Genomic DNA, 26,757 nt, shown 5'->3' with positions numbered 1-26,757 from the left:
CCGGCGGCGGGCCCGGCCCGGCGGGCCGTTCTGGTGACCGGGACCCGGTCTCGGACGCGTTGTAGGCGTGCGCTTACCATCCAGGGCATGACGGTGCCGCCTGAAGAACTCGAACTGGCCGCCGCCTTCCCCCCGGCCGAGCGGGACCGGTGGCGGGAGATGGTGAAGGGGGTGCTGCGCAAGTCCGGCGCGGCGACCGAGGAGACCCCTCTCGGCGAGATCGAGTCCCTGCTGACCCGCGAGTCCTACGACGGAGTGCCGATCGCCGCGCTCTACACGCGCGACGACGCCCCGCCGGGACGCCCCGGCCTCGCCCCCTACGTCCGCGAGGTGCGGCCGGACGGCGAGGGCCTCGCCGGCTGGGACGTCCGGCAGCCGCACGCCCACCCGGACCCGGCGGTGACGCGCGAGGCGGTCCTCGCCGACCTGGAGAACGGCGCCACCTCGGTCTGGCTGCGGCTCGGCGAGGGCGGGACGCCCGTCGCCGCGCTGCCGGAGGTCCTGCGCGGCGTGCTGCTCGACCTCGCGCCCGTCGTGCTGGACGCGGGGGAGCGGGCGGCGGAGGCGGCCGAGGCGTTCCTCGCCCTGGTCACCGAGCGCGGGAACCAGCCGGACGCGTCGGGCAACCTCGGCGCCGATCCCCTCGGCCTGCAGGCCCGCACCGGCACCGCCGGGTCCCTGGACGACGCGGCGGCGCTGGCCGCCCGGTGCGTCCGGGAGTTCCCGCGGCTGCGCGCGATCGTCGCGGACGGCACCCCGTACCACGACGCGGGCGGCAGCGACGCCGAGGAGCTCGGCGCCGTGGCCGCCGCCGGCGTCGCCTACCTGCGCGCCCTCACCGGCGCCGGGCTGAGCGTGGACGAGGCGTTCGGGCAGATCGAGTTCCGGGTCGCCGTCAACGCCGACCAGTTCTCCTCGATCGCCAAGCTCCGCGCGCTGCGCCGGCTGTGGGCCCGGATCGCCGAGGTCAGCGGCGCCGCCGAGGGGACGTCCGCGCGGATCCACGCCGTCACCTCGTCGGCGATGATGACGCGCCGCGACCCGTGGGTGAACATGCTGCGCACCACCGTCGCGACGTTCGCCGCCGGGGTCGGCGGCGCCGACGCCGTCACCGTCCAGCCGTTCGACGCGCGGCTCGGCCTGCCCGACGGCTTCGCCCGCCGCATCGCCCGCAACACCCAGACGCTGCTGCTGGAGGAGTCGAGCCTCGCCCGCGTCGTCGACCCGGCCGGCGGCTCCTGGTACGCCGAGAGCCTCACCGAGGGCCTCGCGCAGGCCGCGTGGGCCTGGTTCACCGAGATCGAGAAGGCCGGCGGCCTCGCCGCCGCCCTGGAGTCCGGGCTGGTCGCCGACCGGATCGCCGCGACCTGGGCGCGCCGCCGCAAGGACCTGGCCCGCCGCAAGGCCCCGCTCACCGGCGTCAGCGAGTTCCCGAACCTCGCCGAGAAGCTGCCCGAGCGCGACGCCGCTCCGGAGCGTCCCGGCGGCGGGCTGCCCGTCGTGACGTACGCGCAGGACTTCGAGGCGCTCCGCGACCGGTCCGACGCCCACGCCGAGGCCACCGGCGCCCGCCCGAAGGTGTTCCTCGCCACGCTCGGCCCCATCGCCGTCCACACGGCGCGCGCGTCGTTCGCCGCCAACCTGTTCCAGGCCGGCGGCATCGAGACCGTCACGGGCGCGCCCGAGGAGTTCGCGGCGTCCGGCACGACCGTCGCCTGCATCTGCTCCAGCGACAGGCTGTACGAGGAGCAGGCCGCCGAAGCGGCGCGCGTCCTGAAGGACGCCGGTGCTGTGAAGGTCTGGCTCGCGGGTAAGGGAACCTACGAGGGGGTCGACGCCCGCGTGCACGCCGGATGCGACGCGATCGAGGCGCTGCAGACCACCCTCCGCGATCTGGGAGTGAACGAATGATCCCCGACTTCACCGAGATCGAGCTCGGGACGGCGCCCCCCGCCGACGCGGCCGCCAAGCGCTGGCGCGCCGCCGTCGCCGACGCCACCGGCAAGGACCCCGAGGCCCACACCTGGGACACCCCGGAGGGCATCGGCGTCCCGCCGCTCTACACCGGCGACGACCTCGCCGGGCTCGACTTCCTCGGCACCCTGCCGGGCATCGCCCCGTACCTGCGCGGCCCGTACCCGGCGATGTACGCCACCCAGCCGTGGACGATCCGCCAGTACGCCGGGTTCTCCACCGCCGAGGAGTCCAACGCCTTCTACCGGCGCAACCTCGCCGCCGGGCAGAAGGGCCTGTCCGTCGCGTTCGACCTCGCCACCCACCGCGGCTACGACTCCGACCACCCGCGCGTGGCCGGCGACGTCGGCATGGCGGGCGTCGCGATCGACTCGATCTACGACATGCGGCAGCTCTTCGACGGCATCCCGCTGGACAAGATGAGCGTGTCGATGACCATGAACGGCGCGGTGCTGCCCGTCCTGGCGCTGTACATCGCGGCGGCCGAGGAGCAGGGGGTGAAGCCGGAGGGCCTCGCGGGGACCATCCAGAACGACATCCTCAAGGAGTTCATGGTCCGCAACACCTACATCTACCCGCCGGCGCCGTCGATGCGGATCATCTCCGACATCTTCGCGTACACCTCGCAGCGGATGCCGAAGTACAACTCCATCTCGATCTCCGGCTACCACATCCAGGAGGCCGGGGCCACCGCCGACCTGGAGCTGGCCTACACCCTCGCCGACGGCGTCGAGTACATCCGCGCGGGCCGCGAGGCCGGGCTGGACATCGACGCGTTCGCGCCGCGCCTGTCGTTCTTCTGGGCGATCGGCATGAACTTCTTCATGGAGGTCGCCAAGCTGCGCGCCGCCCGCCTGCTGTGGGCGAAGCTGGTGAAGCAGTTCGACCCGAAGAACCCCAAGTCGCTGTCGCTGCGGACGCACTCGCAGACGTCCGGCTGGTCGCTGACCGCGCAGGACGTGTTCAACAACGTCGCCCGCACCTGCGTCGAGGCGATGGCCGCCACGCAGGGCCACACCCAGTCGCTGCACACCAACGCGCTGGACGAGGCGCTCGCGCTGCCGACCGACTTCTCCGCCCGCATCGCCCGCAACACCCAGCTGCTGCTCCAGCAGGAGTCCGGGACGACCCGGACGATCGACCCGTGGGGCGGCAGCAACTACGTCGAGCGCCTCACCTACGACCTCGCCCGCCGCGCCTGGGGGCACATCACCGAGGTCGAGAAGGCCGGCGGCATGGCCAAGGCGATCGACGAGGGCCTGCCGAAGCTGCGCATCGAGGAGGCGGCGGCCCGCACCCAGGCCCGCATCGACTCCGGCCGTCAGCCCGTCATCGGCGTCAACAAGTACCGGCCGGACGTCGAGGAGCGGATCGAGGTCCTCAAGGTCGACAACGCCGCCGTCCGCGCGCAGCAGATCGAGAAGCTGCGGCGGCTGCGCGAGGAGCGCGACGAGACCGCGACGCAGGCCGCGCTCGGCGCGATCACCGCCGCGGCGGAGGCCGCCGAGAACGGCACCCGCCCGTCCGACCTGAGCCACAACCTGCTGGCCCTCGCCATCGACGCCGCTCGCGCCAAGGCGACCGTCGGGGAGATCTCGGACGCGCTGGAGAAGGCGTACGGGCGGCACGCCGCGCAGATCCGTACGATCTCCGGGGTGTACCGGGAAGAGGCGGGGAAGGTGAGCAGCATCGAGAAGGCGCGCGCCGCGACCGCCGCGTTCGAGCAGGAGGAGGGCCGCCGGCCCCGCATCCTCGTCGCGAAGATGGGCCAGGACGGCCACGACCGCGGCCAGAAGGTGATCGCGACCGGCTTCGCCGACCTCGGCTTCGACGTCGACGTGGGCCCGCTGTTCCAGACGCCGGGCGAGGTCGCCCGGCAGGCGGTCGAGGCCGACGTGCACATCGTCGGCGTCAACTCCCTCGCCGCCGGCCACCTCACGCTGGTGCCCGCGCTGCGCGAGGAGCTGGCCGCGCTCGGCCGCGACGACATCATGATCGTCGTCGGCGGCGTCATCCCGCCGCAGGACTTCGACGAGCTGCGCGCCGCCGGCGCCGCCGCGATCTTCCCGCCCGGCACCGTGCTCGCCGACGCCGCGATCGGCCTGCTGGACGAGCTGACCGCGCAGCTGGGGCACGCCGGGACGTGAGGCCGGAACTCCAGGACTACGTCTCCGGGGTCCGGGACGGGTCGCGGGCGTGGATCGCGCGGGCGATCACGCTGGTCGAGTCGGCCCGTCCCGACCACCGGGAGCTGGCGCAGCGGCTGCTGGTCGAGCTGACCCCGCACACCGGGAACGCCCGCCGCGTCGGGATCACCGGGGTGCCGGGCGTCGGCAAGTCCACGTTCATCGACGCGCTCGGCACGAAGCTGACGGGCGAGGGGAACAAGGTCGCGGTGCTGGCCGTCGACCCGTCCTCCACCCGCACCGGCGGCAGCATCCTCGGCGACAAGACGCGCATGCAGCGCCTCGCCGCCGACCCGGACGCCTTCATCCGCCCGTCCCCGACGGCCGGGACGCTCGGCGGCGTCGCCAAGGCCACCCGCGAGGCGATGGTCGTGATGGAGGCCGCCGGGTACGGCGTCGTCCTCGTCGAGACGGTCGGGGTCGGGCAGTCCGAGACGACCGTCGCCGAGATGGTCGACTCGTTCCTGTTCCTCACCCTCGCCCGCACCGGCGACCAGCTCCAGGGCATCAAGAAGGGCGTCCTGGAACTGGCCGACGTCATCGCCGTCAACAAGGCCGACGGCGACCACACGATGGAGGCCAAGCGCGCCGCCCGCGAGCTGTCGGGCGCGCTGCGGCTGCTGCGCAGCGACGAGCGCGCCCGCGCCACCCCCGTCCTGACCTGCAGCGCCCGCGAGGGCACCGGCCTCGACGCGGTGTGGGACGAGATCGTCGGGCACCAGGAGCGGCTCCGCGAGTCCGGCGAGCTGGAGGCGCGGCGCCGCCGCCAGCAGGTCGGCTGGACGTGGGCGATGGTCCGCGACCGGCTGCTCGGCGAGCTGCACGCCCACCCCGCCGTCCGCGACCTCGCGCCCGGCCTGGAGAAGAGCGTCGCGGACGGGACGCTGACCCCGGCGCTCGCCGCCGAGCGCATCCTGGAGGCGTTCTCGCGCGAACGGTGAGGGGGCTTCCGGGCGTCCGGAACCACGGGTTGCCCGGGCTCCCGGCCGCGGCGGACGGGGATCAGGTACAACAGTCGGATGGACGTCATCGCGCTCGATGATCCGACGGACGCGCAGATCCGGGAGTGGCACGGCGTGCTGTGCGCCGTGCACGCCGCCGACCCGGCGGGGGAGCCCGCGCCGGAACCGGAGCAGACGGCCGAGCGGCTCCTCGGCGGCGATCCGGGCTCGCGGCAGCGGCTGTGGGCCGCCGCCGACGGCGGGCGGCTGGCCGGCGTCGCCGCGCTGCGGCTGCCGGGCGAGCCGGGCGCGGACCGTCCCGCCGAGATCGACATCCAGGTCCGGCCCGGGCACCGCCGCCGCGGCCTCGGCCGCCGGCTGCTCGCCGCCGCCGCCGAGGGGCTGCGCGCCGACCGCCGCACCAGCGTGATCGCGCAGGTCCACGCGGGCACCCCGGCGGTCCCGTTCCTGGAGTCGCACGGATTCGAGTGCGTGCTGGTGCTGCGCGGCATGGTGCTGCGGCTGGACGAGGTCCCCCCGGAGCGGATCGCCCGGCTCGTCGCGGCGGGCCCGGCCGGATACCGGCTGATCCGCTGGCAGGGCGTCGTCCCCGACGAGCACGCCACCGCCCTCGCGCACGCCAAGCACGCCATGGCCGACCTCGCCGAGTACGAGGGCGCCCCCTGGGACGCGCACCGCGTCCGCGAGACCGCCGAGGTCGTCGCCAAGCGCGGCGACGACCTCTACACCGTCGCCGCCCTCGACGCCTCCGGCGCGGTCGTGGCGGGCTTCACCGAGATCGTCGTCCCGCACGACGCCGCCGGGCGCGCCGCCCAGTACGACACCGCCGTCGCCCCCGAGCACCGCGGCCGCCGCCTCGGCATCTGGGTGAAGGCCGCGATGCTGGAGTGGCTCGCGGCCGAGCGCCCCGAGGTCCGCGAGATCGAGACCGACAACCTGGGCGACAACGAGCACATGCTCGCGGTCAACGAGGAACTGGGCTTCCGCGTCGAGCGCGAGTCCCTGGAGTACCAGGCCCCCGTCTCCGTCCTCCCCTGAGCTCCTCCTCCCGTCCCCCCTGGGCCGAACCCGCTGAGGCGGCCCGCCGCCCGCTCCCGCCTTATCCACAGAATCCCGTTCTTGTTCCGCCCGTCGGCGCCCGCGGCCACGCTGAATCCCGGGCGCGGCAGGGGGCCGTGCCCGCGAACGGGGGAGGCGGCCCATGGGCGGGCGGTTCGAGCTGGAGGTCCCGGAGTCGGTGACCACGCGGTTCCTGGTGGCGACCCAGGCGCGGACGCTCCCCGGGCCCGGCCGCCTCCCCGAGGCCATCGGCGACGGCGCCCTCGCGCGCGAGGCCGCCGCGATGCTGGCGTCGGCCCGCCTCGTCGTCGAACCCGTCACGCGCCCGTCCGGCGACCTGAAGACCCGGTTCCACCGGCTCGCCGCGCCACCCGGCCGGCTCGGGACGGTCGTCGGCGCCCGCCGGCACATCGCGGTCACCGCCGCGGGCCCGCCCGCCGGGCAGCCGCGGGCCGCGCGGGCCGCCCGGCTCGCCGCCCGCGCCCTCGCCGCCGCCGTCGGCGGTACCGTCGCCGACCTGGACTCCCGGCGGATCCTGCCCGGCTCGCCGCCGCCCGCCGAACCGGAGAGGTTCGCCCTCGGCCACGCGTGGGTGTCGGTCTTCGTCGCCCTGGACCCGGACGGCGGCGCCCGCGCCCGCATCGACACGGCCGGGCTGCACCGCTTCGGCCTGCCGGAGGTCGCCGCGCGGCGGGTGGCGTTCGGCGACGTGCTCACGGCCGCCAACCTCGTCCGCGGCCTGACCTGGCAGCTGGTCGCCGAGCAGTCCGCGTGGCTCGGCCGGGGCCACCGCGGCCGCACCCGCACCACCCGCCGCGAACGCGCCGTGTCCGCCGGCGACGTCCTGCGCTTCTGGGGCGTCGGCCCGCCGAGCCGGGCTCCGGGCGACCGCGGCGCCGCCACCGTCCGTCTCGGCTGGACCGGCACCGACTGCCCCGACTGCCCCGCCGCCATCGAGCTGATCCCGCCCGTCCGCCTGCGGCCCGGCCCCTGTGCCTCTGGTTCATCCGCCCCGGTCTCTCGCGCGTCGCCCCCGGACGCCGGCCCCGCCGAGGAGCCGTGGTGGCGCGCGGCGGCGGAGGCGATGCCGAAGATCGTCCGCCCCGCCCCGGACCCGCCCTGCTAGCGCCCCCCGCGCATCCCCTGGAGGGGGCGGCGCCGGTGAAACCTCGGGAGGGGCCGGGCGGGTGACCTGAAGCGGGTGGGAAAAACCGTTGCCTTTGCGGGGCGTGCGTCGGCATTCTGATGGAGGCTTCCGGGAAATGCCCGGAAACCGGAGAATTTCCGGAACATTGTCTCGTAGTTCAACGGCAGAACGCCGCACCGTTAATGCGGATATCCAGGTTCGAATCCTGGCGGGACAGCGGCCCGGGGTGGGAGGTGACCCGGTGAACGTGCTCGTCCTGAACGCGTCGTACGAGCCATTACAAAAGGTCGACCTGCGGCACGCCATCCGCATGCTGGTCCGCGAGGTGGCCGTGGTCGAGGAGGCGGAGGAGGGCCGGACCATCGGCAGCTTCCCGGTGCCGCGGGTCCTGAGGCTCGTCCGGTACGTCGCGATGCGCTGGCGGCACGGCCGCCGGCCGCCGTGGAGCAAGCGCGGCGTCTACCTGCGCGATCGGGGCCGGTGCGGCTACTGCGGGCAGCGCGGCAACACGATCGACCACGTCCACCCGCAGTCCCGCGGCGGCGGCAACACCTGGGAGAACACCGTCCTCGCGTGCGGCCGCTGCAACAACCGCAAAGGGGACCGGACGCTCCGCGAGGCCGGGCTGCGGCTGCGCTGGGAGCCGCGCGTCCCGCGCTGGGAGGACCTCGTCGGGGCCTGAGGGGAAGCCGCCGGACCCCTCCCGGCGGCACGGGGGAGAGGCCGGACCGCCCGCGGGCGGTCCGGCCCTCTTTCGCGTCGTCCGTAGCGTCCGGATCACGCAGTGTGCTTGCCCGAATGTCGGAGGGTTTGTGGTGATTGTGGTAGCGTGCCCGCCAATCTCCGACCCTCTGTTATCCGGGAGTGATCTGTGGCGGCCTTCGGTCCCTTCGGCAGGACGGCGCGCCCGGCCGGCGGGCGCCGGGCGGCGCGGCGGCTCGCGGTGCTCGTCCTCGCGGTCGGGATGTCGGCGGCGCTCCCCCCGGCCGCCGGCGGCGCGGCCCGCGTGCCCGCCGAGCCGAAGGACCTCAAGAAGGAGTACGCGAAGCTCAAGAAGCGCGCGGACACCCTCTCCAAGCAGTACCGCGGAGAGCTCGTCTCCCTTGAGGAGGCGAAGAAGGCCGCCGAGCGGGCGGGCTCCGACGCCGCGCGGGCCGACCGGGACTACGGCGCGGCCCGGCTGTCCGTCGCCCGCATCGCCTCCACCACCTATATGACCGGCAGGCTCGACGTCATCCCGCTCGTCACCTCCGGGGATCCGACGTCCGCGCTGCGCGACGCGTCGGTGGTCGAGCACATCAGCCAGGACAACGGCCGCCGCGTCCAGAGCCTCGGACAGCTGAACGCCAGGGCCGCGCAGTCGCACCGCACGGCCCAGGCGAAGCTGGACGAGGTGCGCAAGGAGATCGACGACCTGGAGGGCCAGCGCGCCCGGGTCAAGAAGCTGCTCGCCAAGTACAAGCCCGAGGTGCCGCAGGCCCCGGCGGGCGGCGGGAAGCCCGACGGCGTCTCCGGGAGCAAGTCGCCGATCGTCGGCAACTCCATGACCGCGCGGATGCGGACGGTCCTGCTGGAGATCGACGGGAAGTTCGGGCCGTTCCCCACCATCGGCTGCTCGCGCCCCGGCGACCCGCAGGACCACGGCTCCGGCACCGCCTGCGACTTCATGGAGAGCACCGGCGGGAAGATGCCGAGCGCGTCGGCGCAGGCGCACGGCGACCGCGTCGCCCAGTACGTGATCGACAACGCGTCCCGGCTCGGCATCAAGTACGTGATCTGGCGGCAGCGCATCTACGACATGCGCGGCAGCGGCGGATGGCGCCAGATGGAGGACCGCGGCAGCGTCACCCAGAACCACTACGACCACGTGCACGTGTCCGTGCTGTGACACGCTCACCGCATGGGCTATGACATCGAGGAGCCGTACGGGCCGCTGATCGAGACGACGTGCCGGGTGGCGACCTGGAACGTCTGGGACCGCTACGGCCCGTACAAGGAGCGCGAGGCGGCGATCATCGAGGTCCTCCGGGACGCAGCGCCCGACGTGCTCGTGCTGGTGGAGGCGTGGGAGGACGGGGACGACTCGCTCGCGGCGCGCCTCGGCGAGCCCCTCGGCCTCCCGCACGGCGTCTTCGGCGGGTCCGCCTACGCGGCGGCGGCGGGCGGCCGCTCGGGGGTCGCGGTCCTGTCGCGCTGGCCGCAGGGCCGGACCGGTGAGCGCCCGCTCGGCGACCCGGCCGGCGGCGACGGCGGTCTCGCCGTGTACGCCGAGGTCCAGGGCCCGCGCGGGGCCGTCCACACGTTCGGCGTCGCGCTGGGCTACAAGCTCGGGCACAGCGGGCAGCGGCAGCAGCAGGTCCGCGACCTCACCGCCTACGTGCGCGAGACGGCGGGACGCGACGCGCCCGCGGTCGTCGCGGGCGACTTCAACGCCGACCCGGACTCCGACGAGATCCGCATGCTCACCGGGCGCGCCGCGGTGGGCGCGCCCGGCGTCGTCTTCTACGACGCGTGGGAGATGGCCGGCGACGGGACGCCCGGTCACACCTGGAGCAACGCCAACCCGTGGACGCGGCCCGTCCTGTGGCCGGACCGCCGCATCGACCACGTCTTCTCCGCGTGGCCCCGCGCGGGCGGCGCGGGCCATCCCGTCCACTGCGCGCTGCTGGGCACCGAGCCGGTGAACGGGGTCGTCGCGTCCGACCACTACGGCGTGCTGGCGGACCTGCGCTACTGACCGGCGGTCACTCCGGGCGGGTGCTCACGACGGTGCCCTCGCCGGCGGAGCGGACGGCGGCCTCGATGACCTCCAGGCCCGCGATCGCGTCGGTGAGGGTGACCGGCGGGGGCGCCTCGCCGCGCAGCGTCCGCGCCACCGCCGCGTAGAACTCGTGGTAGGCGCCCGGCGCGGTCGGCTCCGGGCGGTCGTCGCCGGGCGTGCCGACCAGGCCGTAAGACTCGGGCGGCGCGATGCCGTAGCCGGGGTCCCTCGGGGTGAGGCCGGCGCGCAGCGCGTCCTCCTGCCCGTCCATCCCGTTCACCGTGTAGGCGGCGCGGTCGCCGAGGACGCGGAACCGCGGCCCGAGCTGCGCGGCGGTCGCGCTCATCCAGAGGTGGGAGCGGGTCCCGCCGCGGTGCTCCAGCGCCACGAAGGCGTCGTCGGGCGCCGCCGCGCCGCGCCGCCGCGTGTCGATCTCGGCGTAGACCCGGTCGGGACGGCCGAACAGCGCGATCGCCTGGTCGATCAGGTGGGAGCCGAGGTCGTAGAGGATGCCGCCGGCGTCGCGCGGGTCCGCGCTCTCCTTCCAGCCCGCCTTCACCTCGGGCCGCCACCGCTCGAACCGGGACTCGAACCGCAGCACGCCGCCGAGCGCGCCGGATCCGGCCAGCCGCAGCACGGTCCGGTAGTCGCCGTCCCAGCGCCGGTTGTGGAACGGGATCACCGGCAGCCCGCGTACGGCGCTGAGCGCGGCGAGGGACCGGGCGTCCGCCGCCGTCGCAGCGGCCGGCTTGTCCACGACGACCGGGAGCCCGGAGGTCAGCGCGGTGCGGGCGAGGGGGACGTGCTGCCGGTTCGGGGTGGCGACCACGACCAGGTCGTAGGCGCCGGACACCTCCCACAGCCGGTCCGCGCTGCCGAGCACGGTCGTCTCCGGGTAGCGCTCGGCGACGGCGCGCTGCCGCTCCGGGTTCCCCGTGACGACCGCGGCGAGCCGCATCCCCGGCACCGAGGAGATCAGGGGCGCGTGGAACACCGAGCCCCCGGTGCCGTATCCGATCAGCGCAACACGCAGGTCCATGCGACGATCATTACCGATGCGGTCCCGGCCGCGGGGCGGCGGGGTGGCGGCCGGCCGGTGCGGGCGGGACGCGGCGTGGCCGGGCCACGTAGGCTTTTGCCCGGGGATGTCATGGGATGAGGGGGACGCGTTGTCCAAACCAGTGCTGCTCACCGTCGACGACGATCCGGGCGTGTCCCGGGCGGTGGCGCGCGACCTGCGCCGCCGGTACGCCGAGTCGTACCGGATCGTCCGCGCCGAGTCGGGGCGGCAGGCCCTGGACGCCCTGAGCGAGCTGCGGCTGCGCGGCGACGACACGGCGGTCCTGCTCGCCGACCACCGGATGCCCGAGATGAACGGCGTGGAGTTCCTCGAACGGGCCATGGACCTGTTCCCGTACGCGCGCCGCGTCCTGCTGACCGCCTACGCCGACACCGACGCCGCGATCCGCGCGATCAACGTCGTCGACCTCGACCACTACCTGCTGAAGCCGTGGAACCCGCCGGAGGAGAAGTTCTACCCGGTGATCGACGCGCAGCTGGACGCGTGGCGGCGCACCGACCGGTCCCGGCCCGCCGAGCTGCGGGTCGTCGGGCACCGCTGGTCGGCGCGCTGCTACGAGGTCCGCGACTTCCTGGCCCGCCACCAGGCGCCCTACACCTGGCTGATGGACACCGACCCGGAGGGCGCGGAGCTGATCGCGGCGGCGGGCTCGCCGGAGCTGCCGCTGGTGGTGACGGCCGGCGGGGACACGCTGTGCGCGCCGTCGGACGCGGAGCTGGCGTCGGTGATCGGGCTGCCGAGCACCCCGTCCACCGGGTTCTACGACCTGATCGTGGTGGGCGGCGGGCCGTCCGGGCTCGGCGCCGCGGTGTACGGGGCGTCCGAGGGTCTGAAGACCGTCGTGGTGGAGCGGCGCGCGCTCGGCGGGCAGGCCGGGCAGAGCTCCCGGATCGAGAACTACCTCGGCTTCCCCGACGGGGTGACCGGCCAGCAGCTCGCCGACCGGGCGCGCCGGCAGGCCGACCGGTTCGGCGCCGAGCTGCTGCAGGCCGGGGAGGTCGTCGCGCTGGAGGCGCGCGGCACCGCCCGGGTGGCGCGGCTGGCCGACGGCACGGAGATCGCGGCGCACGCCGTCATCCTCGCCAGCGGCGTGTCGTACCGGCGGCTGAACGCCGAAGGCGTCGAGGACTTCGTCGGCCGCGGCGTGTACTACGGCGCGGCGCTCACGGAGGCGCCGTCGTGCGCGGACGAGGAGGTCGCCGTCGTCGGCGGCGCCAACTCCGCCGGGCAGGCCGCCGTGCACCTGGCGAAGTACGCCAAGAAGGTGCACATCATCGTCCGGGCGGACGGCCTGGAGAAGTCGATGTCGCACTACCTGATCGAGCAGATCGAGCAGACGCCCAACATCGAGGTGCACACCGGCAAGACGGTCTGCGCCGCGGAGGGCGCCGACCGGCTCGAGCGCCTCACGTTCGCGTGGCCCGGCGGGAAGAAGACCATCGACGCGCACTGGCTGTTCGTGTTCATCGGCGCCGAACCGGGCACGGACTGGCTGGACGGCTTCGTCGAGCGCGACGCCCGCGGGTACGTCGTCACCGGCCCCGACCTGGTCGCCGGCGGGCGCCGTCCCGCCGGGTGGCCGCTCGCCCGCCAGCCGTACCACCTGGAGACCAGCGTCCCCGGCGTGTTCGCGGCGGGGGACGTCCGCTCGGAGTCGATGAAGCGGGTCGCGTCCGCCGTCGGCGACGGCGCGATGGCCGTCGCGCTCGTCCACCGCTACCTGGAGCAGGCATGACCACTACCGCGTCGCCGGAGGAGCTGCGGTCGCTGTTCCTCTTCGAGGACCTCGACGACCAGAAGCTGGAATGGCTGTCCCTGTGCGGGACGGTCGCGGAGATCCCCGCCGACGGGGTGATCTGCGCGCAGGGCGAGCCCGCCGAGTTCCTGTACGTGCTGCTGGACGGCGAGATGGTGATGAGCCAGCAGGTCCGGGACCACTCCGTCGAGATCAGCCGGACGTCGCGTCCCGGCACCTACGGCGGGGCCGTCCAGGCGTACCTGGACGACCAGATCGAGCAGAAGTACGCGCACACGCTCAGGGCGACGCGGCCGTCGCGGGTGTTCGTGCTGCCGGCCCGCAAGTTCAGCAAGGCCGTCCGCAAGTGGTTCCCGATGGCGACGCACCTGCTGGCCGGGATCTTCTTCGGGATGACGAACCTGCGGCGGACCGTCGACCAGCGCGAGCGGCTCACCGCGCTCGGCACGATCACCGCGGGCCTCACCCACGAGCTGAACAACCCGGCCGCCGCGGCGGCGCGGGCCAGCGCCGAGCTCGGCGACCGGCTGATCGCGGCGCAGAAGACGCTCGCCGACCTCGCCGCGCAGGGCGCCGACTGCACCCGGCTCGCGGCGCTGGTGGCGCTGCGGCCGACGCTGCCCGCGCCGCCGGGCACGCGGCGCAGCCCGCTCGAGGTCAGCGACGCCGAGGACGAGCTGGGCGACTGGCTGGACGAGCACGGCGTCGAGGACGCCTGGGACCTGGCGCCCGGCCTCGTCTCCGCCGGGGTCGGGGTGGAGCAGGCCGAGGAGGTCGCGCGGGCGGCCGGGGAGCACCTGCCCTCGGCGATCCGGTGGCTGGCGGAGGTGATGGAGGTCGGGCAGCTGCAGGCGGAGATCTCCGAGGCGATGGACCGGATCACCGCGCTGCTGGACTCCGCGCGCCAGTACTCGCAGCTGGACCGGGCCGCCTACCAGCGGGTCGACCTGCGCGAGCTGCTGGACAGCACGCTGACGATGCTCAAGCGCAAGTTCGGGCCGGGCGTGACGGTCAAGACCGTCTACGACGAGTCGCTGCCGCCCGTCCCGGTGTACGCGGCGGAGCTGAACCAGGTCTGGACGAACCTGATCGTGAACGCGCTGTACGCGATGGACGGCCAGGGCACGCTCACCATCCGGACGGCCCGGGTGAACGACCAGGCGATGGTGGAGATCGCCGACACCGGCGGCGGCATCCCCGAGGAGAACATCGACCGGATCTTCACGCCGTTCTTCACCACCAAGCCGGTGGGGCAGGGGACGGGCCTCGGCCTCGACATCTCCTGGCGGATCGTGGCGGACCGGCACGGCGGCGACATCAAGGTGGAGTCGCTGCCGGGCGACACCCGGTTCCAGGTGCTGCTGCCGCTGGCCGAGGCGTCCCGCAACGGGGCCTGACGGCGCCGGTCCTGTCAGTTTCCGGCGGGGTGGCGCGTTCCTTTTCGTCGATGGGGGACAAGCGCTCGTCGGCGGGTGCGTGGTGTCCTTGGGGCACGGGCTCACACCGGGGTCGGCCCGGCGGAACCTCCCTCCGCCGGGCCGAGCGCCCGTCCCGCGACGCCCGCGCCGGCATCCGCTCCCGCGCTGATCCCCCTCGGGGGCGGAGTCAGTACGACTGGAGTTCCAGCAGGTTGCCGCCGGGGTCGCGCAGGTGCGCGGTCCGCAGCCCGGGCCCCCACTCCGGGCGGTCCGCCGGCTCGGCGACCACGGCGGCGCCGAGCGCCGCCAGCGCGGCGGCGGCCTTGCCGACATCGCCGACCCGGAACACCAGCATCGAGCCGTCCTGCCCGGACGGCGCGGGCAGGTCCGCGGTGCCCACCGTCTCCGCCATGCGGGCGCGGCCCATCACGACCAGGACGCACTCGCCTTCGAGGTCCCAGTTGGCGTACTGCGCGTCGGGCAGCATCTTGACCGGCTGAATGCCGAGCAGCTCGTCGAGCGCCGCGGCGTAGAACCGGGCGCAGGCGTCGAAGTCGTCCACCAGCAGGCGCGGGTAGAGCGCGTCCATGCCGCCTCCAATTCGTGGGTGTTAACCAATGATGGGGGTAACCCTACAATAGGGGGATGGACGACACCGCGGGCCCGCTGCCGCCCCGCCTGCTCGGCATCACCACGTTCGTGCTGGCCCAGGTGGGGCGGGCCGGCCGCGTCCGGATGGGGCGGATGATGGACGAGCACGGCCTCGGCCTGTGGCACTTCGCCGTGCTGTCCGCGCTGGACGACGCGTCCCCGGCCTCGCAGCGGGAGCTGGGCACGCGGCTGCGCATCGACCCGAGCGACCTGGTGGAGGTGGTCGGCCGGCTGGAGGCGGCCGGGTTCGTCCGGCGCGAGCGCGACCCGTCCGACCGGCGCCGGTACGTGGTCGAGCCGACCGCCGAGGGTCGCGCGGAACTGGACGCGATCGGCCGCCGTGCCGCCGAGCTGGACGCCGACCTGCTGGCCCCGCTGTCCGCGGAGGACCGCGCCGAGTTCGAACGCATGGCGCGCGTGCTCCTGGCGCACCACGACCCGAGGGCGCGCTGACGCCCGGCGCCGCCGCGCCGGGCGAAGAAGCGCGCTAGTGCCCGACCGTGAGGACGATCTTGCCGAACTGGGTGTTGGACTCCAGATGGCGGTGGGCCGCGACGACATCGTCCAGGTCGAAGGTGCGGTCGATCACGGGGGAGAGGGAGCCGGAACGCAGGCCCGCGTTGATGAAGTGCTTCGCGCGGCGCAGCCGGGGCTCGCTGTCGACGGTGAGCTCGGTGAAGGCGTAGGTCCGGAGGGTGCGGCCGCGGAAGTCGGGGGCGATGGGCAGCGGCGCGGGGGTGGGGTCGAGCCAGCCGTAGAACAGGAGGGCGCCGTCCGGGGCGACCGCCTGGACGAGGGTGCCGACCGCCGGGCCCATGACGGCGTCGATGGCGAGGTCCACTCCGCGGCCGCCGGTGACGGCGTCGATCTCCTTGAGGAGGTCCTGCTCCTGGAGCGCGATGACGTGGGCGGCGCCCGCGTCCAGCAGCCGCCGCCTCTTGGCGCCGGTGCGGGTGGTGGCGATCGGAACGGCGCCGAGGTGGTTGGCGACCTGGACGGCGGCGAGGCCGACGCTGCTGGAGGCGGCGTTGACGAGCACCGTGTCACCGGGCCGGATTCCGCCGAATTCGACCAGGAGGCCATAGGCGGTGGTGTAGGCCATCCAGGTGGCGGCCCCGGTCACCGCGTCGACGCCGTCGGGGCGGTGCACCAGTGCGTGCGCCGGGAGGACGGCCGACTCCCCGTAGGTCCCGTACTCGGTCATCAGGAAGGCGGGCACGGCGCTGACGGCGTCGCCGGGCGCGAAGCCGTCGACACCTTCGCCGACCGCCTCCACGACGCCGGCCGCCTCGTAGCCGATCCCGGACCCGGGAAGGTTCGGCTGGTAGACGTAGGTGCCGGCCCGGAAATTGGCCTCTGCCCGGTTCAGGCCGATCGCGTCGACGCGGATGCGGGCCTCGCCCTTTCCCGGTTCGCCGGGCGCCTCGTCCCGCAGCCGGAGCACCTCCGGGCCGCCGAGCTCGTCGAAGAACACTGCCTTGGTCATCACGGATTCCCTTGGTCGGGCCGGCCGCACCGATGCGAGCCGGGTCATGCCACCGTAGGAGTCCGCGTTCGAGACCTTCAATAAGTGATCGTCTGCGAAGACCCAGCGACCGTCTCGGCACCTAGACTTCCGCCATGGACGTCCTCAGTGACACGATCACCGCCATGCACGCCGGACGGCCGCACGCCAACCGCCACGACCTGCGTGCGCCGTGGGGCATGCGCTTCACCGCCGACAGCGGCGGCGCGTTCCACGTCGTGCTGGAGGGGTCGTGCTGGCTGCTGCCGCCGGACGGCGCCCCGCCGATCCGGCTCGGCGTCGGGGACGTGGCGTTCCTGCACGGCGCCGGCACGCACGGGCTGGCCGACCACCCCGGAAGCCCGCTGGTGGACTTCGACATGCGGCGCCCGCACGCCGGGCCGGGCGGCACCGGCGCTCCCACGGTCGTGCTGTGCGGTGCCTACCTGCTGGACGGCAGCAGGACGCACCCCCTGATGTCGGAGGTCCCGCCCGTCGTCCACCTGCCCGCCCGGATCGGACGCCATCCCTCGCTGCGCGCGGCCGTCGACCTGCTCGGCGACGAGATGGGGCGGTCGCGGCCCGGAGCGGGGGCCATCGTGCCGGCGCTGCTCGACACGCTGCTGCTCTACATCCTGCGGGCCTGGTTCGAGGAGCGGACCGAGGACCCGGCCGCCACCGGCTGGACGGTGGCGCTCACCGACCCGGCGATCGCCGCGGCCCTCACCGCCATCCACGACGCGCCCGACCGGCCCTGGACGGTGGCCGAACTCGGCGCGCGGGCCGGGCTGTCCCGTGCCGCCTTCGCCAACCGGTTCACCGCCCTGGTCGGGCGGCCGCCCCTGACCTACCTGACCTGGTGGCGGATGACGCTCGCGGCGCGGCTGCTGCGCCGGTCCGGCACGCCGCTGCGCGTGGTGGCGCGGCAGGCCGGCTACTCCTCGGACGTCGCCTTCGCCGCCGCGTTCAAGCGCGAGTACGGCGTCACCCCCGGCCGCTACCGGACCGCGAACACGCGACCGCGAGACGACCGGACCACGGGCGGAGCGTAGGGCCCCGCCGGGGCCGCCGGCGGTCACCGCGCGGCGGGCCGGCCCCGGGAGAAGGTGCGGCGGTAGGTGCGGGGCGGGACGCCGCGGCGGAGCGTGAACTGCTCGCGCAGCACGGCCGCGTCGCGGTAGCCGACCCGGCGGGCGACCTCCTGGACCGGCAGGTCCGTCGTCTCCAGCAGCTCCTCGGCCAGGTCGAGCCGCTGCGCGCGCAGCCACGCGTGGGGCGTCGCCCCGGTCGCGGCCTTGAACCGGCGCGCGAACGACCGGCGGCTCATCAGCGCCCGCGCCGCCAGCTCGTCCACCGGCAGCCGCCGGTCCAGGTTGCCGCGCGCCCACGCGATCACGTCGGCCAGCCGCCGGTCGTCGCCGCCGGACGGGACGGGCGCGTCGATGTACTGGGCCTGGCCGCCGTCCCGGTGCGGCGGCGTCACGAGGTCACGGGCCACCCTGTTGGCGAGGGCCGCGCCGTGGTCCCGGCGCAGCAGGTGGAGGCAGAGGTCCAGGCCCGCCGCCGCCCCGGCACCGGTCGCGACCGCGCCGTGGTCGATGTACAGGGCGTCCGGGCGGACGGTGACCCGCGGGTGCGCCGCCGCGAGCTCGGCGGCGTGCCGCCAGTGCGTCGTGACGTCGAGGCCGTCCGCGAGCCCGGCGGCCGCGAGCAGGAACGTCCCGACGCAGTGGGCCGCGATCGTCGCGCCCCTTCCGTGGGCTTCCCGGAGCGCCTCCACGACGTCCGGGGGCACGTCGCGGAACCCGGTGCCGGGCAGCAGCAGGACGAGGTCGGCCGAGGCGATCGGCTCGGGTCCGTGGCCGATGTGCACGTCAAGGCCGAGTTCGGTGCGCAGCGGCCCCGGCCGCTCGGCGCAGAGCCCGAGATCGAACGGCGGGACGCCGTCGCGGGGACCGAACACCGAGCCCGCGATCCCGAGGCTGAGCGCGGTGACGCCCTTCGGGGCGTAGGCGGCGATGCGCCGGAACGGGGGCATGCCGCCAGGATGGCACGAAAACCTCGATGGGTGGCAGATGGGCCACTTTCCCGAGCGGCGGGCGCGGGACAGGCTGGCCGTCATGATCGAACACGGCAGTGACCGGAGCGGTGGCCGCGGCCATCGCGACGACGGGATCGTCCTGGTGACGGGAGCCACCGGAAAGCAGGGCGGCGCGGCCGTCCGGCATCTCCTCGCGGACGGCCGGCGCGTCCGCGCCCTGACCCGCGACGTCCGCGGCGCCGCCGCCCGCGCGCTCGCGGCGGCCGGCGCCGAGGTCGTCGCCGGCGACCTGGACGACCGCGCGTCGCTCGCCGCCGCGGCGGCCGGCGTCCACGGCGTCTTCAGCGTGCAGGCGGGCCTGCTGGGCTCGCCGCCCGTCCCGTTCGACGACGAGGTCCGGCGCGGCATCGCCGTCGCGGACGCCGCCGGCGATGCCCACCTGGTCTACTCGTCCGTCGCGGGCGCCGAGCGGTCGGCGGGGGTGCCCGCCTTCGAGGCCAAACTCCGGATCGAGGAGCACATCCGCCGGAAGGGGATCCCGGCGACCGTGCTGCGGCCCGCGTCGTTCATGGAGAACTACCTCGGCGCCGAGGTGGTCGCGACGCCGTTCTCCCCGGACGTCCCCGAGCAGCTGATCGCGGTGGACGACATCGGCGCGTTCGCCGCCGCCGCCTTCGCCGACCCCGCCCGGTACCTGGGGGAGACGCTCGCCATCGCGGGCGACGCGGCCACGCCCGGCCGGCTCGCGGCGGCCTTCAGCGAGGCCGCCGGACGCGAGATCCCGTACGTTCCGGTTCCCCTCGGCGCGCTGCCGGCGGAGACGGCCGCCGCCGTCGCCCACCTCGACGCGCAGGGCGGTTACGGAGCCGACATCGCCGCCACCCGCGCCCTGCGTCCCGAGACGAAGGACCTGGCCGCCTGGCTGGAGACCGTCGAATGGCGGGCGGCGGCCGCCGGCCGTGGCGGGAGCAGGCCGCCACGGGCGTCCTAGTCGAACAGGTCGGGCTGCTCGCGGGTGATCTGGTCGTAGAGCGGCTGGTAGTTGATCCAGCCGACGAGGTCGTTGCCGATCTGCTCGTGGGTGAGGACGGCGTTGTCGTGCTCGATCGGCACGACCTGGCCCGCGGCCTTCGCCAGCAGCTGCACCTGGCACGAGCGTTCCATCGTGATGAACCACCAGGCGGCCGCGTCGACGGTGTCGCCGACGGTGAGCAGGCCGTGGTTGCGCAGGATGACGGCCTTGTACTCGCCGAGGGCGGCGGCGATGCGCTTGCCCTCCTCCAGGTCGGTGACGACGCCGGTGTAGTCGTCGAACAGGCCGTGGTCCTGGTAGAACGCGCACACGTCCTGCGTGATCGGCTCCAGCTTCTGGCCGAGCGCGGAGATCGCGCGGCCGTGCGTGGAGTGGCTGTGCGCGGCGGCGACGACGTCCGGGCGGGCCTGGTGCACCTGCGAGTGGATCGCGAACGCGGCCTCGTTCACCGGGTAGCGGCCCTCGACGACCTGCCCCTGGTGGTTGACGAGGATGAGGTCGCTGACCTTGATGTGCTTGAACGACATCCCGAACGGGTTGACCCAGAAGTGGTCGGTGCGCTCGGGGTCGCGGGCGGTGATGTGCCCGGCGACGCCCTCCTCGAAGCCGAACTTGCCGAAGATCCGCAGCGCGGCGGCGAGCCGCTCCTTGCGGTGCCGGCGCTCGTCCTCGACGTCGTCGAAGGTCGGCGGCAGCCGGAAGATCAGGTCGGTGGGCAGCTTCTCCAGGAACTGCTCGTCGTCGGGCATCGGCGAACTCCTCGGGCTCTGGGCGGGACACCGCTGGGCACTACCGCCAGCGAACACCAGGCGGCGGGCGGTCCGCTAGGGGAGGCGGCCCAAGCGCCGCCCGGCTCGTTGTCCGATCGGGACAACGACGGGGGACAATGGCGGGATGGAGCCCAGCGAGGACGACCGGTTCCTGCGGCTGGTGAGCGAGCGCGGCGACGACCCGCGGCTCCTGGAGGGCGCGGTCCGCGCCGCGCGCGGCCGGTCGGAGATGGTGGCGGCGCTGCCCGAGGAGGAGACGCGGCGGCACACCCGCGCGCTGCTGCGGGGCGTGCTCGCGGCGCTCGCGGACGGCGCCCCCGGCGAGGAGCTGCTGGCCGCCGCCGGGCGGCTCGGCTCGGACCGGGCCCGGCAGGGCGTGCCGGTCGCGGCGTTCCTGGACGGGTTCCAGGCGGGCCGCGCCCATCTCGTCCGCACGCTCATCGCGGACGGCCGCCGCCAGGGCGTGCCGGACGCGCTGCTGCTGGACGGCGTCAGCCGCATCGACGAGATCAACACCGCGCTCGTCCACCGGATGGTGCACGCCCACCGGGTCGCCGAGCTGGAGATGGCCCGCACGACGCGGGAGGGCCGCGTCCAGATGCTGCGGCAGCTCCTGCACGGCGAGTCCGTCCCGGTCCTCGCCCCGCTCGACCCCGACGCCGAGTACCACTGCGTCGTGTCGGACGTCAGCGACCCGGCGGTCGCGGCGGGCCTGGAGGCGCGCCTGGTCGCGGCGGGCCCTGCCCTGTGCGGGCTGGTGGACGGGCGGCTCGCCGCGCTCGTGGCGCGGCTGCCGCCGCCGGTCAGGACGGGGCCGCTGCTCGTCGCGGCGCCGCCCGCCCGGCCCGGCGCCGTCGCGCCGCTGTACGACCTGGGCCGCCGCGCCCTGCGCGCCGGGACCGCGGCGGGCCTCACCGGGCTGCGGGAGCTGGCCGGGCTCGCGCTCCTCGCCGTCACCGAGGCCGAGCCCGACCTCGGCGGGCTGCTCGCCGGCGGGCTGCTCGGCGGCCTCGACCGCGACGACCCGTTCCACCGCGAGCTCGCCGCGACCGCGCTCGCCTACCTCGACCACGGCGGCCGGATCGAGCCGACCGCCGCCGCCCTGCACGTCCACGGCAACACGGTGAAGTACCGGGTGCGGCGGTTCCAGGAGCTGACCGGCCGCGCGCTGCTCGACCCGTCCGGCGGGACGGCGGTGGAGCGGACGGCGCACTGGTGGTGGGCGCTGCGCCACTGGCTCGCCGGGCCGGGCGCGTGACCGGCCGTCGGTGCCGGGTGATGGGATGGACGCGGCGCCCCGGGGCGGGGCGTCCCGGAGACAGAACGGGGGAGCAGTGACCGCACCGCGGATCAGCACGGTGATGTGGCCGATGCAGTCCTGGCCGGAGGCCGGCGAGCTGTGGCGGCGCGCCGAGGAGCTCGGGTTCCACCACGCCTGGGTCTACGACCATCTGGCCTGGCGCGGGACGACGCCCTGGTACGACGCGTACACCACGATGGCCGCGGCGGCGGCCGTCACCTCGCGGATCCGGCTCGGCACGCTGGTCACCTCGCCGAACTTCCGGCACCCGGTGCCGACCGCGCACGCGATCAGGACGATCGACCACGTCAGCGGCGGCCGGCTGACGATCGGGATCGGCTCCGGCGGGACGCGCCGCCAGTCCGACGCGGGCGTCCTCGGCGGCGACGAATGGACGCCGCGCGAGCGCGCGGACCGGTTCGCCGAATGGGTCGCCCTGCTCGACCGCGTGCTGCGCGGCCCCGAAACCACCAGCGAGGGCGCGTTCTACACCGCGCGGGACGTGGTGTCGGACCCCGGCTGCGTCCAGCGGCCCCGCGTCCCGTTCGTGATCGCCGGCGACGGGCCGCGCGGCATGCGGCTCGCCGCACGGTACGGCTCCGGCTGGGTGACCAGCGCGCACGGGGACGGCGCCGAGCCGTTCAATATCGTCCGAGAGCGCCTGGCCAGGCTCGGCGAGGCGTGCGAGGCGGAGGGCCGCGCCCCGGCCGAGCGGGTCCTGCTGACCGGGTTCAACGGCGAGCCGTGGCTCGCGTCGGCCGAGGCCTTCGCCGACCTCGCGGGCCGGTACGCCGGCCTCGGCATCACCGAGATCGCCCTGCACTGGCCGCGTCCGGGCACCCCGTGGGACGCCGACATGAAGGTGTTCGAGGAGGTCGCCGCGCAGGGCCGGTGAGCGGCGGACCCCGCCCTGGGGCGCCCGGGTGGGCGCGGCTAGACTCCTGCGATGCCGTACGTCCTGCTGGCCTTCGCGATCGCCTTCGAGGTCACCGCCACGCTGGCGATGCGCGCCTCGGAGGGGATGAGCAGGCTCGGGCCGTCCGTCCTGGTGGTGGCCGGCTACCTGATCTCGTTCGTGTTCATGGCGAAGGCGCTGACGTCGCTGAACGTCGGGCCCGTCTACGCGATCTGGTCCGCGCTCGGCACCATCGGGGCCTTCGTCGGCGGCGTCGTGCTGTTCGACGAGCAGGTCAGGCCGCTGACGATCGCCGGCGCGGTGATCATCGTGCTGGGCGTGATCGTGATGAACCTCGGCGGGGGAGTGAGCCGGGGCTAGGCTCCGGCGCGCGCTCCGGGCCCGCGGTGACCGCGCGCCGCGCGCGCGAGCGGCGGGTGTACTCCTGGCCGAGCGCGAACAGCAGCCAGGCGAGCGCGGTGGCGTCGTCCACGACGCCGACCGGCAGGAACACGTCGGGGATCAGGTCGATGGGCGACACGATGTACACCACCGCGACGACCATCGCGACGATCTTGCCGGTGGACGTCCGGTAGTACGCCTGCGCGCCCCCGGCCACCGGGCCGAGGCGGCGCCGCCGGCGCAGCCGCAGGATCCCCGCGACCAGCAGGAAGGCGCCGGCGGCCAGCGCGACGGCGCCCGCGAGGGTGAGATCGACGCCGCCGAGGCGGCCGTCGGCGGTGAGGACGGTGGCGCCGCCCGCGACGAGCAGGACCACTCCGAGCCAGGCCATCGTGCACCTCCGGGGGGAGTCGACTGCGGTATTTCCGCTCGGGCGCGTTCCATTCGCCCGGACGTCCGGACGCCGGGACGAACGGGTGCCCGGGCGCGGGTCGGGCGGGCTCCGGCGCCGGTCAGGCGGGTTCGGCGGCGGTGGTGACGCGCTGCTGCTCGAGCATGCCGCCGAGCAGCTCCGACGGCGTGCAGCCGGCCAGCGCGCGGAACTCCCGGTTCAGGTGCGCCTGGTCGTAGTAGCCGCAGACCGCGGCGGCCTCCGCCAGGCCGAGCCCGCCGCGCGACAGCAGCCCCACGGCGCGCTGGAACCGCAGGACCCGGCCCATCACCTTCGGCGGCAGCCCGGCCTGCTCGGTGAACCGCTGGGTGAGGTGCCGCCGGCTCCACCCGACGTCCTCGGCGAGCCGCGCGACGCCGACCGCGCCGCCGGTGCCGTCCAGCAGCCGCCACGCCCGCGCGACCTCCGGGTCGGGGACGGGGCCGATCTCCAGCCGGCGCAGCAGGAACGCGTCCAGCAGGTCGAACCGGGCCGCCCAGGACGGCGTCCCGGCGAGCCGCTCGACGAGCGCCGCGGCGCCCGGCCCGAGCAGGTCCGGCAGCTCGACGGCCGCGTTGGTGATCCGGGCCATCGGCACGCCGAGCAGCGTGTACGCGCCGAGCGGGGTGACGTCGAGCTGCACGCCGTGCTGCCCGCCGGGCGTCGTGTACTCGCCGTGGCCGTCGTGCATGCCCGCGACGAACGACCCGTACTCGGTGCCGGCGTCGGACGGCGTCGCCAGCCGCATCGGCGGGCCCAGGTTGACGATGACGACGGCGCTGCGGGTCGGCAGCGTGCGCATCCGGGACGGGACGGCCACCGGCTCCCAGTACCCCTGGTAGACGCGCAGGAAGGGGCGCAGCGCGCGGTGCGGGCGCCCGCGCGCCTCCAGCCAGCCTCCCCGGTCGCGGATCTCGACCGGCCTGTCGACCATGCCCCCACTACTACCACCCGCCGCCGACATCGCGCCGCCGCGCGGGCCGGCTCACTCGTACATCTGCCCGCACACCGCGATCCGGGCCAGGTCGCCCCAGGTCATCGTGGTGATCTCGCGGACGTAGGAGCGGGCGGGCGGCTCCCCGGGCGCGGTGGGCACCGGCACCCGCGCGCCGTCCGCCGCGTCCCAGCCGCCGAGGCTCCCGGCGACCGCGCACTCCAGGTACGTCGCCGGGTCGAAGTTGTACCAGCGGGCCGGGGTGGCGCGGGCCCCCGAGCCGGGCGGGCGGGGCGCGTCGACGCCGAACCGCGCCTGCGGTCCCGGCGGGCTGGCGAGGAAGTCCTCCAGGTCGGCGATCTGGGACAGCACGACCCGCTCCCAGTCGGCGTACCCCTCGGGCTCGTCACCGGGCAGGGACAGGTCCTTGGCGCTCCAGGCCGGGTCGAAGCCGGCGGGCGGGGTGGTGGACGCGGCGGCGAACATCGCCGCGACGTCGTCGGGTTCGAGGCGCGCGTTGTCGCGGAGCGGAGCCGACACCTTCCACAGCGCGCGCAGGAACGCCGACAGCGACCACGAGGCGGCGCGGGCCTCCTGGCCGAGGTGCAGGAAGATCAGGTAGAGGTCGCGGTTGGTCCGGACGGACGGGCCCGGCGGCCCTTCCACCCAGTACGACTGCTTGTGCGGGACGCCGCTCTCCATGGCCAGGACCTGCGCAAGCGCGGAGATCCGCGAGTCGTGCGCGGCCAGATGGAACTTGTTGCCGAGATCGTCCTGGCGGATGACGTCCCATGTCTGCATCCGGCTCCTCCACGGTCGGCGGTGCGGTGCGGCGGCCCCCGCTCAGAAAGTGTCCCATTCCGGCAGCGGACCGCCAGTAGTGGTGATGTCACTTTCCGGACTCGAAGTCGTGACTTACCGCACATGTCGATCGGCGTGGGGAGCACCGCGCGAGGGGGCCGGCGGCCCCCTCGCGCCGGGCGCTCAGTGCTTCGAGCGGTGGATCACCTGCATCTCGGTGAAGCCGTACAGGCCCCACGGGCCGTTCTCGACGCCGACGCCGCTCCACTTGAAGCCGCCGAACGGCTGGTGCGGCGCGAGCGCGAGGTGGGTGTTCACCCAGGCGGTGCCGCACTCCAGCTCCGCGGCGACCTCCGCCGCGCGGTCGGCGTCGGCGCTCCACACCGAGCCGGACAGCCCGAAGTGGGTGCCGTTCGCGCGGGCGAGCGCCTCGTCCAGGTCGGTGTACTTGATGATCGGCAGCGCGGGCCCGAACTGCTCCTCGTCCACGATCCGGGCGCCGTCGGCGATGTCGGCGAGGATCGTCGGCTCGAAGAAGTAGCCGGGACCGTCGATCGGCTTGCCGCCGGCCGCGGCGCGGGCGCCGCCGGCGAGCGCGTCGGCGACCAGCTCGCTGACCCGCTCGTACTGCGGCCTGTTGTTGATGGGCCCGTACTGGACGCCCTCCTCCATGCCGTTGCCGACCTTCGCGGCCTTCGCCTGCTCGGCCAGCGCGTCGACCACGTCGCCGTACAGCGCCTCCGGCACGTAGACCCGCTTGATCGCCGAGCAGACCTGGCCGTTGTTCTGAAACGCGCCGCCGAACAGCTTCGGCGCGACCGCCGCCGGGTCGGCGTCGTCGAGCAGGATCGCCGGGTCGTTGCCGCCGAGCTCCAGCGTGACCCGCTTGAGGTCCGGCGCGGCGGCCGCGGCGACCCGCTTGCCGGTGGCGACGCTGCCGGTGAAGCTGATCTTGCGCGGCGTGTCGTGCGCGGTCATCCAGGCGCCCAGCTCGTCGCCGCCGGTGACCACGTTGAGCACGCCGGGCGGCAGCACGTCGCGCAGCACCTCGCCGAGCTTCAGGCTGGACAGCGGCGTGAACGGGGACGGCTTCAGCACCATCGTGTTGCCCGCCAGCAGCGCCGGCGCGATCTTCCAGACCGCCAGCAGCAGCGGGAAGTTCCACGGGGTGATGGCGGCGACGACGCCCATCGGCCGGCGGACGACCTCGACCACGGCGTTGTCGTCGTCCTGGATGATCTCGCGGGGCAGGTCCAGCTCGGCGAAGTACTTGAGCCACACCCCGGCGCCGACGACCTCCATCGTCCCGTCGGCGAGCGGCTTGCCCTGCTCCAGCGTCAGGATGCGGCCGATCTCCTCGGACCGGGCGAAGAGCACGTCGGCGGCGGCCAGCAGCGCCTTGCGCCGGGCCGACTCGTCGCGGCGCCACGCGGGGTAGGCGGCCTGGGCGGCGGCCATCGCCGTGTCCAGCTGCTCGCGGGAGGCGTCGGGCGCCTGCTCGGCCACCTCGCCGGTCGCCGGGTTGATCACTCCGAAGGTGGCGGGCGCGGCCACCGCCGCGCCGTCGATGGTCATCGCGAAGTTCTCGGACACGTTGCTCCTCCGCTCGGGGGGCGGCTAACCGAATGACGTTCAGTATTCACCCTGGGGCG

The 26,757-nt window shown here is 74.8% G+C and carries 25 protein-coding genes and 1 tRNA gene; 17 read left to right on the top strand and 9 right to left on the bottom strand.

Translation table 11 applies throughout. The features are described 5' to 3' along the window. Positions 1-87: 87 nt before the first annotated feature. From AB0C78_RS22830 to AB0C78_RS22790, 9 genes are all read left to right on the top strand, one after another. Positions 88-1,911 carry a methylmalonyl-CoA mutase subunit beta gene (locus AB0C78_RS22830; RefSeq protein ID WP_360750991.1) on the top strand — a complete coding sequence of 608 codons (1,824 nt, stop codon included), beginning with the start codon at positions 88-90 and terminating at the stop codon, positions 1,909-1,911. Continuing rightward, positions 1,908-4,121 (top strand): methylmalonyl-CoA mutase, encoded by a 2,214-nt coding sequence (gene scpA / locus AB0C78_RS22825; protein WP_360750989.1) that lies wholly within the window; start codon positions 1,908-1,910, stop codon positions 4,119-4,121. The genes AB0C78_RS22830 and scpA overlap by 4 nt, the downstream gene beginning before the upstream one ends. Further along, positions 4,118-5,101 (top strand): methylmalonyl Co-A mutase-associated GTPase MeaB, encoded by a 984-nt coding sequence (gene meaB, locus AB0C78_RS22820; RefSeq protein ID WP_151542626.1) that lies wholly within the window; start codon positions 4,118-4,120, stop codon positions 5,099-5,101. The genes scpA and meaB overlap by 4 nt, the downstream gene beginning before the upstream one ends. Positions 5,102-5,179: 78 nt before the next feature. Further along, complete coding sequence (locus AB0C78_RS22815) at positions 5,180-6,160, top strand: GNAT family protein (protein ID WP_360750987.1); 981 nt, start codon at positions 5,180-5,182, stop codon at positions 6,158-6,160. Positions 6,161-6,323: 163 nt separating this feature from the next. Further along, a complete protein-coding gene (locus AB0C78_RS22810; RefSeq protein ID WP_360750985.1) occupies positions 6,324-7,307 on the top strand; it encodes a hypothetical protein in 984 nt (327 codons plus the stop codon). A gap of 167 nt (positions 7,308-7,474) precedes the next feature. Continuing rightward, positions 7,475-7,545 (top strand) — tRNA-Asn (locus AB0C78_RS22805). Between the two features lie 24 nt (positions 7,546-7,569). After that, positions 7,570-8,010, top strand: coding sequence for an HNH endonuclease (locus AB0C78_RS22800; protein WP_151547333.1), 441 nt, complete (start codon positions 7,570-7,572; stop codon positions 8,008-8,010). A gap of 189 nt (positions 8,011-8,199) precedes the next feature. Continuing rightward, a complete protein-coding gene (locus tag AB0C78_RS22795) occupies positions 8,200-9,216 on the top strand; it encodes a hypothetical protein (RefSeq protein ID WP_360750983.1) in 1,017 nt (338 codons plus the stop codon). 12 nt (positions 9,217-9,228) lie between these two features. Next, positions 9,229-10,065, top strand: coding sequence for an endonuclease/exonuclease/phosphatase family protein (locus AB0C78_RS22790; protein WP_360750981.1), 837 nt, complete (start codon positions 9,229-9,231; stop codon positions 10,063-10,065). 7 nt (positions 10,066-10,072) lie between these two features. Here AB0C78_RS22790 and AB0C78_RS22785 read toward each other — a convergent pair whose 3' ends face one another. Then, positions 10,073-11,128 (bottom strand): Gfo/Idh/MocA family oxidoreductase, encoded by a 1,056-nt coding sequence (locus tag AB0C78_RS22785; RefSeq protein WP_360750979.1) that lies wholly within the window; start codon positions 11,126-11,128, stop codon positions 10,073-10,075. A 130-nt stretch (positions 11,129-11,258) separates the two neighbouring features. Here AB0C78_RS22785 and AB0C78_RS22780 point away from each other — a divergent pair, with 130 nt between their 5' ends. Beyond that, the gene (locus AB0C78_RS22780) at positions 11,259-12,905 is read left to right on the top strand and encodes an FAD-dependent oxidoreductase (protein ID WP_360750977.1); all 1,647 of its coding nucleotides are present in this window, start codon (positions 11,259-11,261) and stop codon (positions 12,903-12,905) included. Next, positions 12,902-14,323, top strand: a complete 1,422-nt coding sequence (locus AB0C78_RS22775; RefSeq protein WP_360750975.1) for an ATP-binding protein — start codon at positions 12,902-12,904, stop codon at positions 14,321-14,323. The genes AB0C78_RS22780 and AB0C78_RS22775 overlap by 4 nt, the downstream gene beginning before the upstream one ends. A gap of 208 nt (positions 14,324-14,531) precedes the next feature. On the opposite strand, the gene AB0C78_RS22770 is transcribed toward AB0C78_RS22775, so the two are convergent. After that, positions 14,532-14,933: a VOC family protein gene (locus AB0C78_RS22770; RefSeq protein ID WP_360750973.1), complete on the bottom strand. Its 402-nt coding sequence runs from the start codon at positions 14,931-14,933 to the stop codon at positions 14,532-14,534. A 56-nt stretch (positions 14,934-14,989) separates the two neighbouring features. Between AB0C78_RS22770 and AB0C78_RS22765 the strand changes: the two genes are divergently transcribed. Then, the gene (locus AB0C78_RS22765) at positions 14,990-15,448 is read left to right on the top strand and encodes a MarR family transcriptional regulator (RefSeq protein WP_360750971.1); all 459 of its coding nucleotides are present in this window, start codon (positions 14,990-14,992) and stop codon (positions 15,446-15,448) included. 34 nt (positions 15,449-15,482) lie between these two features. Here AB0C78_RS22765 and AB0C78_RS22760 read toward each other — a convergent pair whose 3' ends face one another. Further along, positions 15,483-16,481 (bottom strand): zinc-dependent alcohol dehydrogenase family protein, encoded by a 999-nt coding sequence (locus tag AB0C78_RS22760; protein ID WP_360750969.1) that lies wholly within the window; start codon positions 16,479-16,481, stop codon positions 15,483-15,485. A gap of 134 nt (positions 16,482-16,615) precedes the next feature. Here AB0C78_RS22760 and AB0C78_RS22755 point away from each other — a divergent pair, with 134 nt between their 5' ends. Further along, positions 16,616-17,551: an AraC family transcriptional regulator gene (locus tag AB0C78_RS22755; protein WP_360750967.1), complete on the top strand. Its 936-nt coding sequence runs from the start codon at positions 16,616-16,618 to the stop codon at positions 17,549-17,551. Positions 17,552-17,574: 23 nt separating this feature from the next. Here the strand turns inward: AB0C78_RS22755 and AB0C78_RS22750 are convergent, their stop codons facing one another. Further along, on the bottom strand, positions 17,575-18,537 hold the full coding sequence (locus AB0C78_RS22750; protein ID WP_360750965.1) for a helix-turn-helix domain-containing protein: 963 nt from the start codon (positions 18,535-18,537) through the stop codon (positions 17,575-17,577). A gap of 82 nt (positions 18,538-18,619) precedes the next feature. Here AB0C78_RS22750 and AB0C78_RS22745 point away from each other — a divergent pair, with 82 nt between their 5' ends. Then, positions 18,620-19,531 carry an NmrA family NAD(P)-binding protein gene (locus tag AB0C78_RS22745; RefSeq protein ID WP_360750963.1) on the top strand — a complete coding sequence of 304 codons (912 nt, stop codon included), beginning with the start codon at positions 18,620-18,622 and terminating at the stop codon, positions 19,529-19,531. On the opposite strand, the gene AB0C78_RS22740 is transcribed toward AB0C78_RS22745, so the two are convergent. Then, positions 19,528-20,322, bottom strand: coding sequence for a class II aldolase/adducin family protein (locus AB0C78_RS22740; RefSeq protein WP_360750961.1), 795 nt, complete (start codon positions 20,320-20,322; stop codon positions 19,528-19,530). The two genes, AB0C78_RS22745 and AB0C78_RS22740, sit on opposite strands and share 4 nt — an antisense overlap. Positions 20,323-20,467: 145 nt before the next feature. On the opposite strand from AB0C78_RS22740, the gene AB0C78_RS22735 reads away from it, so the two are divergent. The 3 genes from AB0C78_RS22735 to AB0C78_RS22725 all read left to right on the top strand — a co-directional run bounded on the left by AB0C78_RS22735 (position 20,468) and on the right by AB0C78_RS22725 (position 22,919). Then, positions 20,468-21,601, top strand: a complete 1,134-nt coding sequence (locus AB0C78_RS22735) for a helix-turn-helix domain-containing protein (RefSeq protein WP_360750959.1) — start codon at positions 20,468-20,470, stop codon at positions 21,599-21,601. Positions 21,602-21,677: 76 nt separating this feature from the next. Beyond that, the gene (locus tag AB0C78_RS22730; protein ID WP_360750957.1) at positions 21,678-22,538 is read left to right on the top strand and encodes an LLM class flavin-dependent oxidoreductase; all 861 of its coding nucleotides are present in this window, start codon (positions 21,678-21,680) and stop codon (positions 22,536-22,538) included. A gap of 51 nt (positions 22,539-22,589) precedes the next feature. Next, entirely contained in the window at positions 22,590-22,919 is a 330-nt protein-coding gene (locus AB0C78_RS22725; RefSeq protein ID WP_360750955.1) for a multidrug efflux SMR transporter, read from the top strand. Here AB0C78_RS22725 and AB0C78_RS22720 read toward each other — a convergent pair. The 4 genes from AB0C78_RS22720 to AB0C78_RS22705 all read right to left on the bottom strand — a co-directional run bounded on the left by AB0C78_RS22720 (position 22,864) and on the right by AB0C78_RS22705 (position 26,698). Continuing rightward, a complete protein-coding gene (locus tag AB0C78_RS22720) occupies positions 22,864-23,331 on the bottom strand; it encodes a YkvA family protein (RefSeq protein WP_360750953.1) in 468 nt (155 codons plus the stop codon). The genes AB0C78_RS22725 and AB0C78_RS22720 overlap by 56 nt on opposite strands. A 121-nt stretch (positions 23,332-23,452) precedes the next feature. Then, positions 23,453-24,304, bottom strand: a complete 852-nt coding sequence (locus AB0C78_RS22715; protein ID WP_151546833.1) for an AraC family transcriptional regulator — start codon at positions 24,302-24,304, stop codon at positions 23,453-23,455. A 51-nt stretch (positions 24,305-24,355) separates the two neighbouring features. Next, a complete protein-coding gene (locus AB0C78_RS22710) occupies positions 24,356-25,105 on the bottom strand; it encodes a hypothetical protein (protein ID WP_360750951.1) in 750 nt (249 codons plus the stop codon). Between the two features lie 183 nt (positions 25,106-25,288). Then, positions 25,289-26,698, bottom strand: a complete 1,410-nt coding sequence (locus AB0C78_RS22705) for an aldehyde dehydrogenase family protein (RefSeq protein ID WP_360750949.1) — start codon at positions 26,696-26,698, stop codon at positions 25,289-25,291. Positions 26,699-26,757 lie beyond the last annotated feature (59 nt).

Origin of the sequence: Actinomadura sp. NPDC048394, assembly GCF_040651755.1 — a bacterium.
GTDB lineage: Bacteria > Actinomycetota > Actinomycetes > Streptosporangiales > Streptosporangiaceae > Spirillospora > Spirillospora montaniterrae.
The sequence above is the reverse complement of the archived record's forward strand: the minus strand, read 5'-3'. Positions and strand labels throughout refer to the sequence as shown.

Bases quoted from the DNA above. Each gene is read 5' to 3' on its own strand.
- AB0C78_RS22830 (WP_360750991.1), top strand. From the start codon at position 88: ATGACGGTGCCGCCTGAAGAACTCGAACTGGCCGCCGCCTTCCCCCCG.
- scpA (WP_360750989.1), top strand. From the start codon at position 1,908: ATGATCCCCGACTTCACCGAGATCGAGCTCGGGACGGCGCCCCCCGCC.
- AB0C78_RS22815 (WP_360750987.1), top strand. From the start codon at position 5,180: ATGGACGTCATCGCGCTCGATGATCCGACGGACGCGCAGATCCGGGAG.
- AB0C78_RS22810 (WP_360750985.1), top strand. From the start codon at position 6,324: ATGGGCGGGCGGTTCGAGCTGGAGGTCCCGGAGTCGGTGACCACGCGG.
- AB0C78_RS22790 (WP_360750981.1), top strand. From the start codon at position 9,229: ATGGGCTATGACATCGAGGAGCCGTACGGGCCGCTGATCGAGACGACG.
- AB0C78_RS22785 (WP_360750979.1), bottom strand. From the start codon at position 11,128: ATGGACCTGCGTGTTGCGCTGATCGGATACGGCACCGGGGGCTCGGTG.
- AB0C78_RS22775 (WP_360750975.1), top strand. From the start codon at position 12,902: ATGACCACTACCGCGTCGCCGGAGGAGCTGCGGTCGCTGTTCCTCTTC.
- AB0C78_RS22770 (WP_360750973.1), bottom strand. From the start codon at position 14,933: ATGGACGCGCTCTACCCGCGCCTGCTGGTGGACGACTTCGACGCCTGC.
- AB0C78_RS22765 (WP_360750971.1), top strand. From the start codon at position 14,990: ATGGACGACACCGCGGGCCCGCTGCCGCCCCGCCTGCTCGGCATCACC.
- AB0C78_RS22760 (WP_360750969.1), bottom strand. From the start codon at position 16,481: ATGACCAAGGCAGTGTTCTTCGACGAGCTCGGCGGCCCGGAGGTGCTC.
- AB0C78_RS22755 (WP_360750967.1), top strand. From the start codon at position 16,616: ATGGACGTCCTCAGTGACACGATCACCGCCATGCACGCCGGACGGCCG.
- AB0C78_RS22750 (WP_360750965.1), bottom strand. From the start codon at position 18,537: ATGCCCCCGTTCCGGCGCATCGCCGCCTACGCCCCGAAGGGCGTCACC.
- AB0C78_RS22745 (WP_360750963.1), top strand. From the start codon at position 18,620: ATGATCGAACACGGCAGTGACCGGAGCGGTGGCCGCGGCCATCGCGAC.
- AB0C78_RS22740 (WP_360750961.1), bottom strand. From the start codon at position 20,322: ATGCCCGACGACGAGCAGTTCCTGGAGAAGCTGCCCACCGACCTGATC.
- AB0C78_RS22735 (WP_360750959.1), top strand. From the start codon at position 20,468: ATGGAGCCCAGCGAGGACGACCGGTTCCTGCGGCTGGTGAGCGAGCGC.
- AB0C78_RS22725 (WP_360750955.1), top strand. From the start codon at position 22,590: ATGCCGTACGTCCTGCTGGCCTTCGCGATCGCCTTCGAGGTCACCGCC.
- AB0C78_RS22720 (WP_360750953.1), bottom strand. From the start codon at position 23,331: ATGGCCTGGCTCGGAGTGGTCCTGCTCGTCGCGGGCGGCGCCACCGTC.
- AB0C78_RS22715 (WP_151546833.1), bottom strand. From the start codon at position 24,304: ATGGTCGACAGGCCGGTCGAGATCCGCGACCGGGGAGGCTGGCTGGAG.
- AB0C78_RS22710 (WP_360750951.1), bottom strand. From the start codon at position 25,105: ATGCAGACATGGGACGTCATCCGCCAGGACGATCTCGGCAACAAGTTC.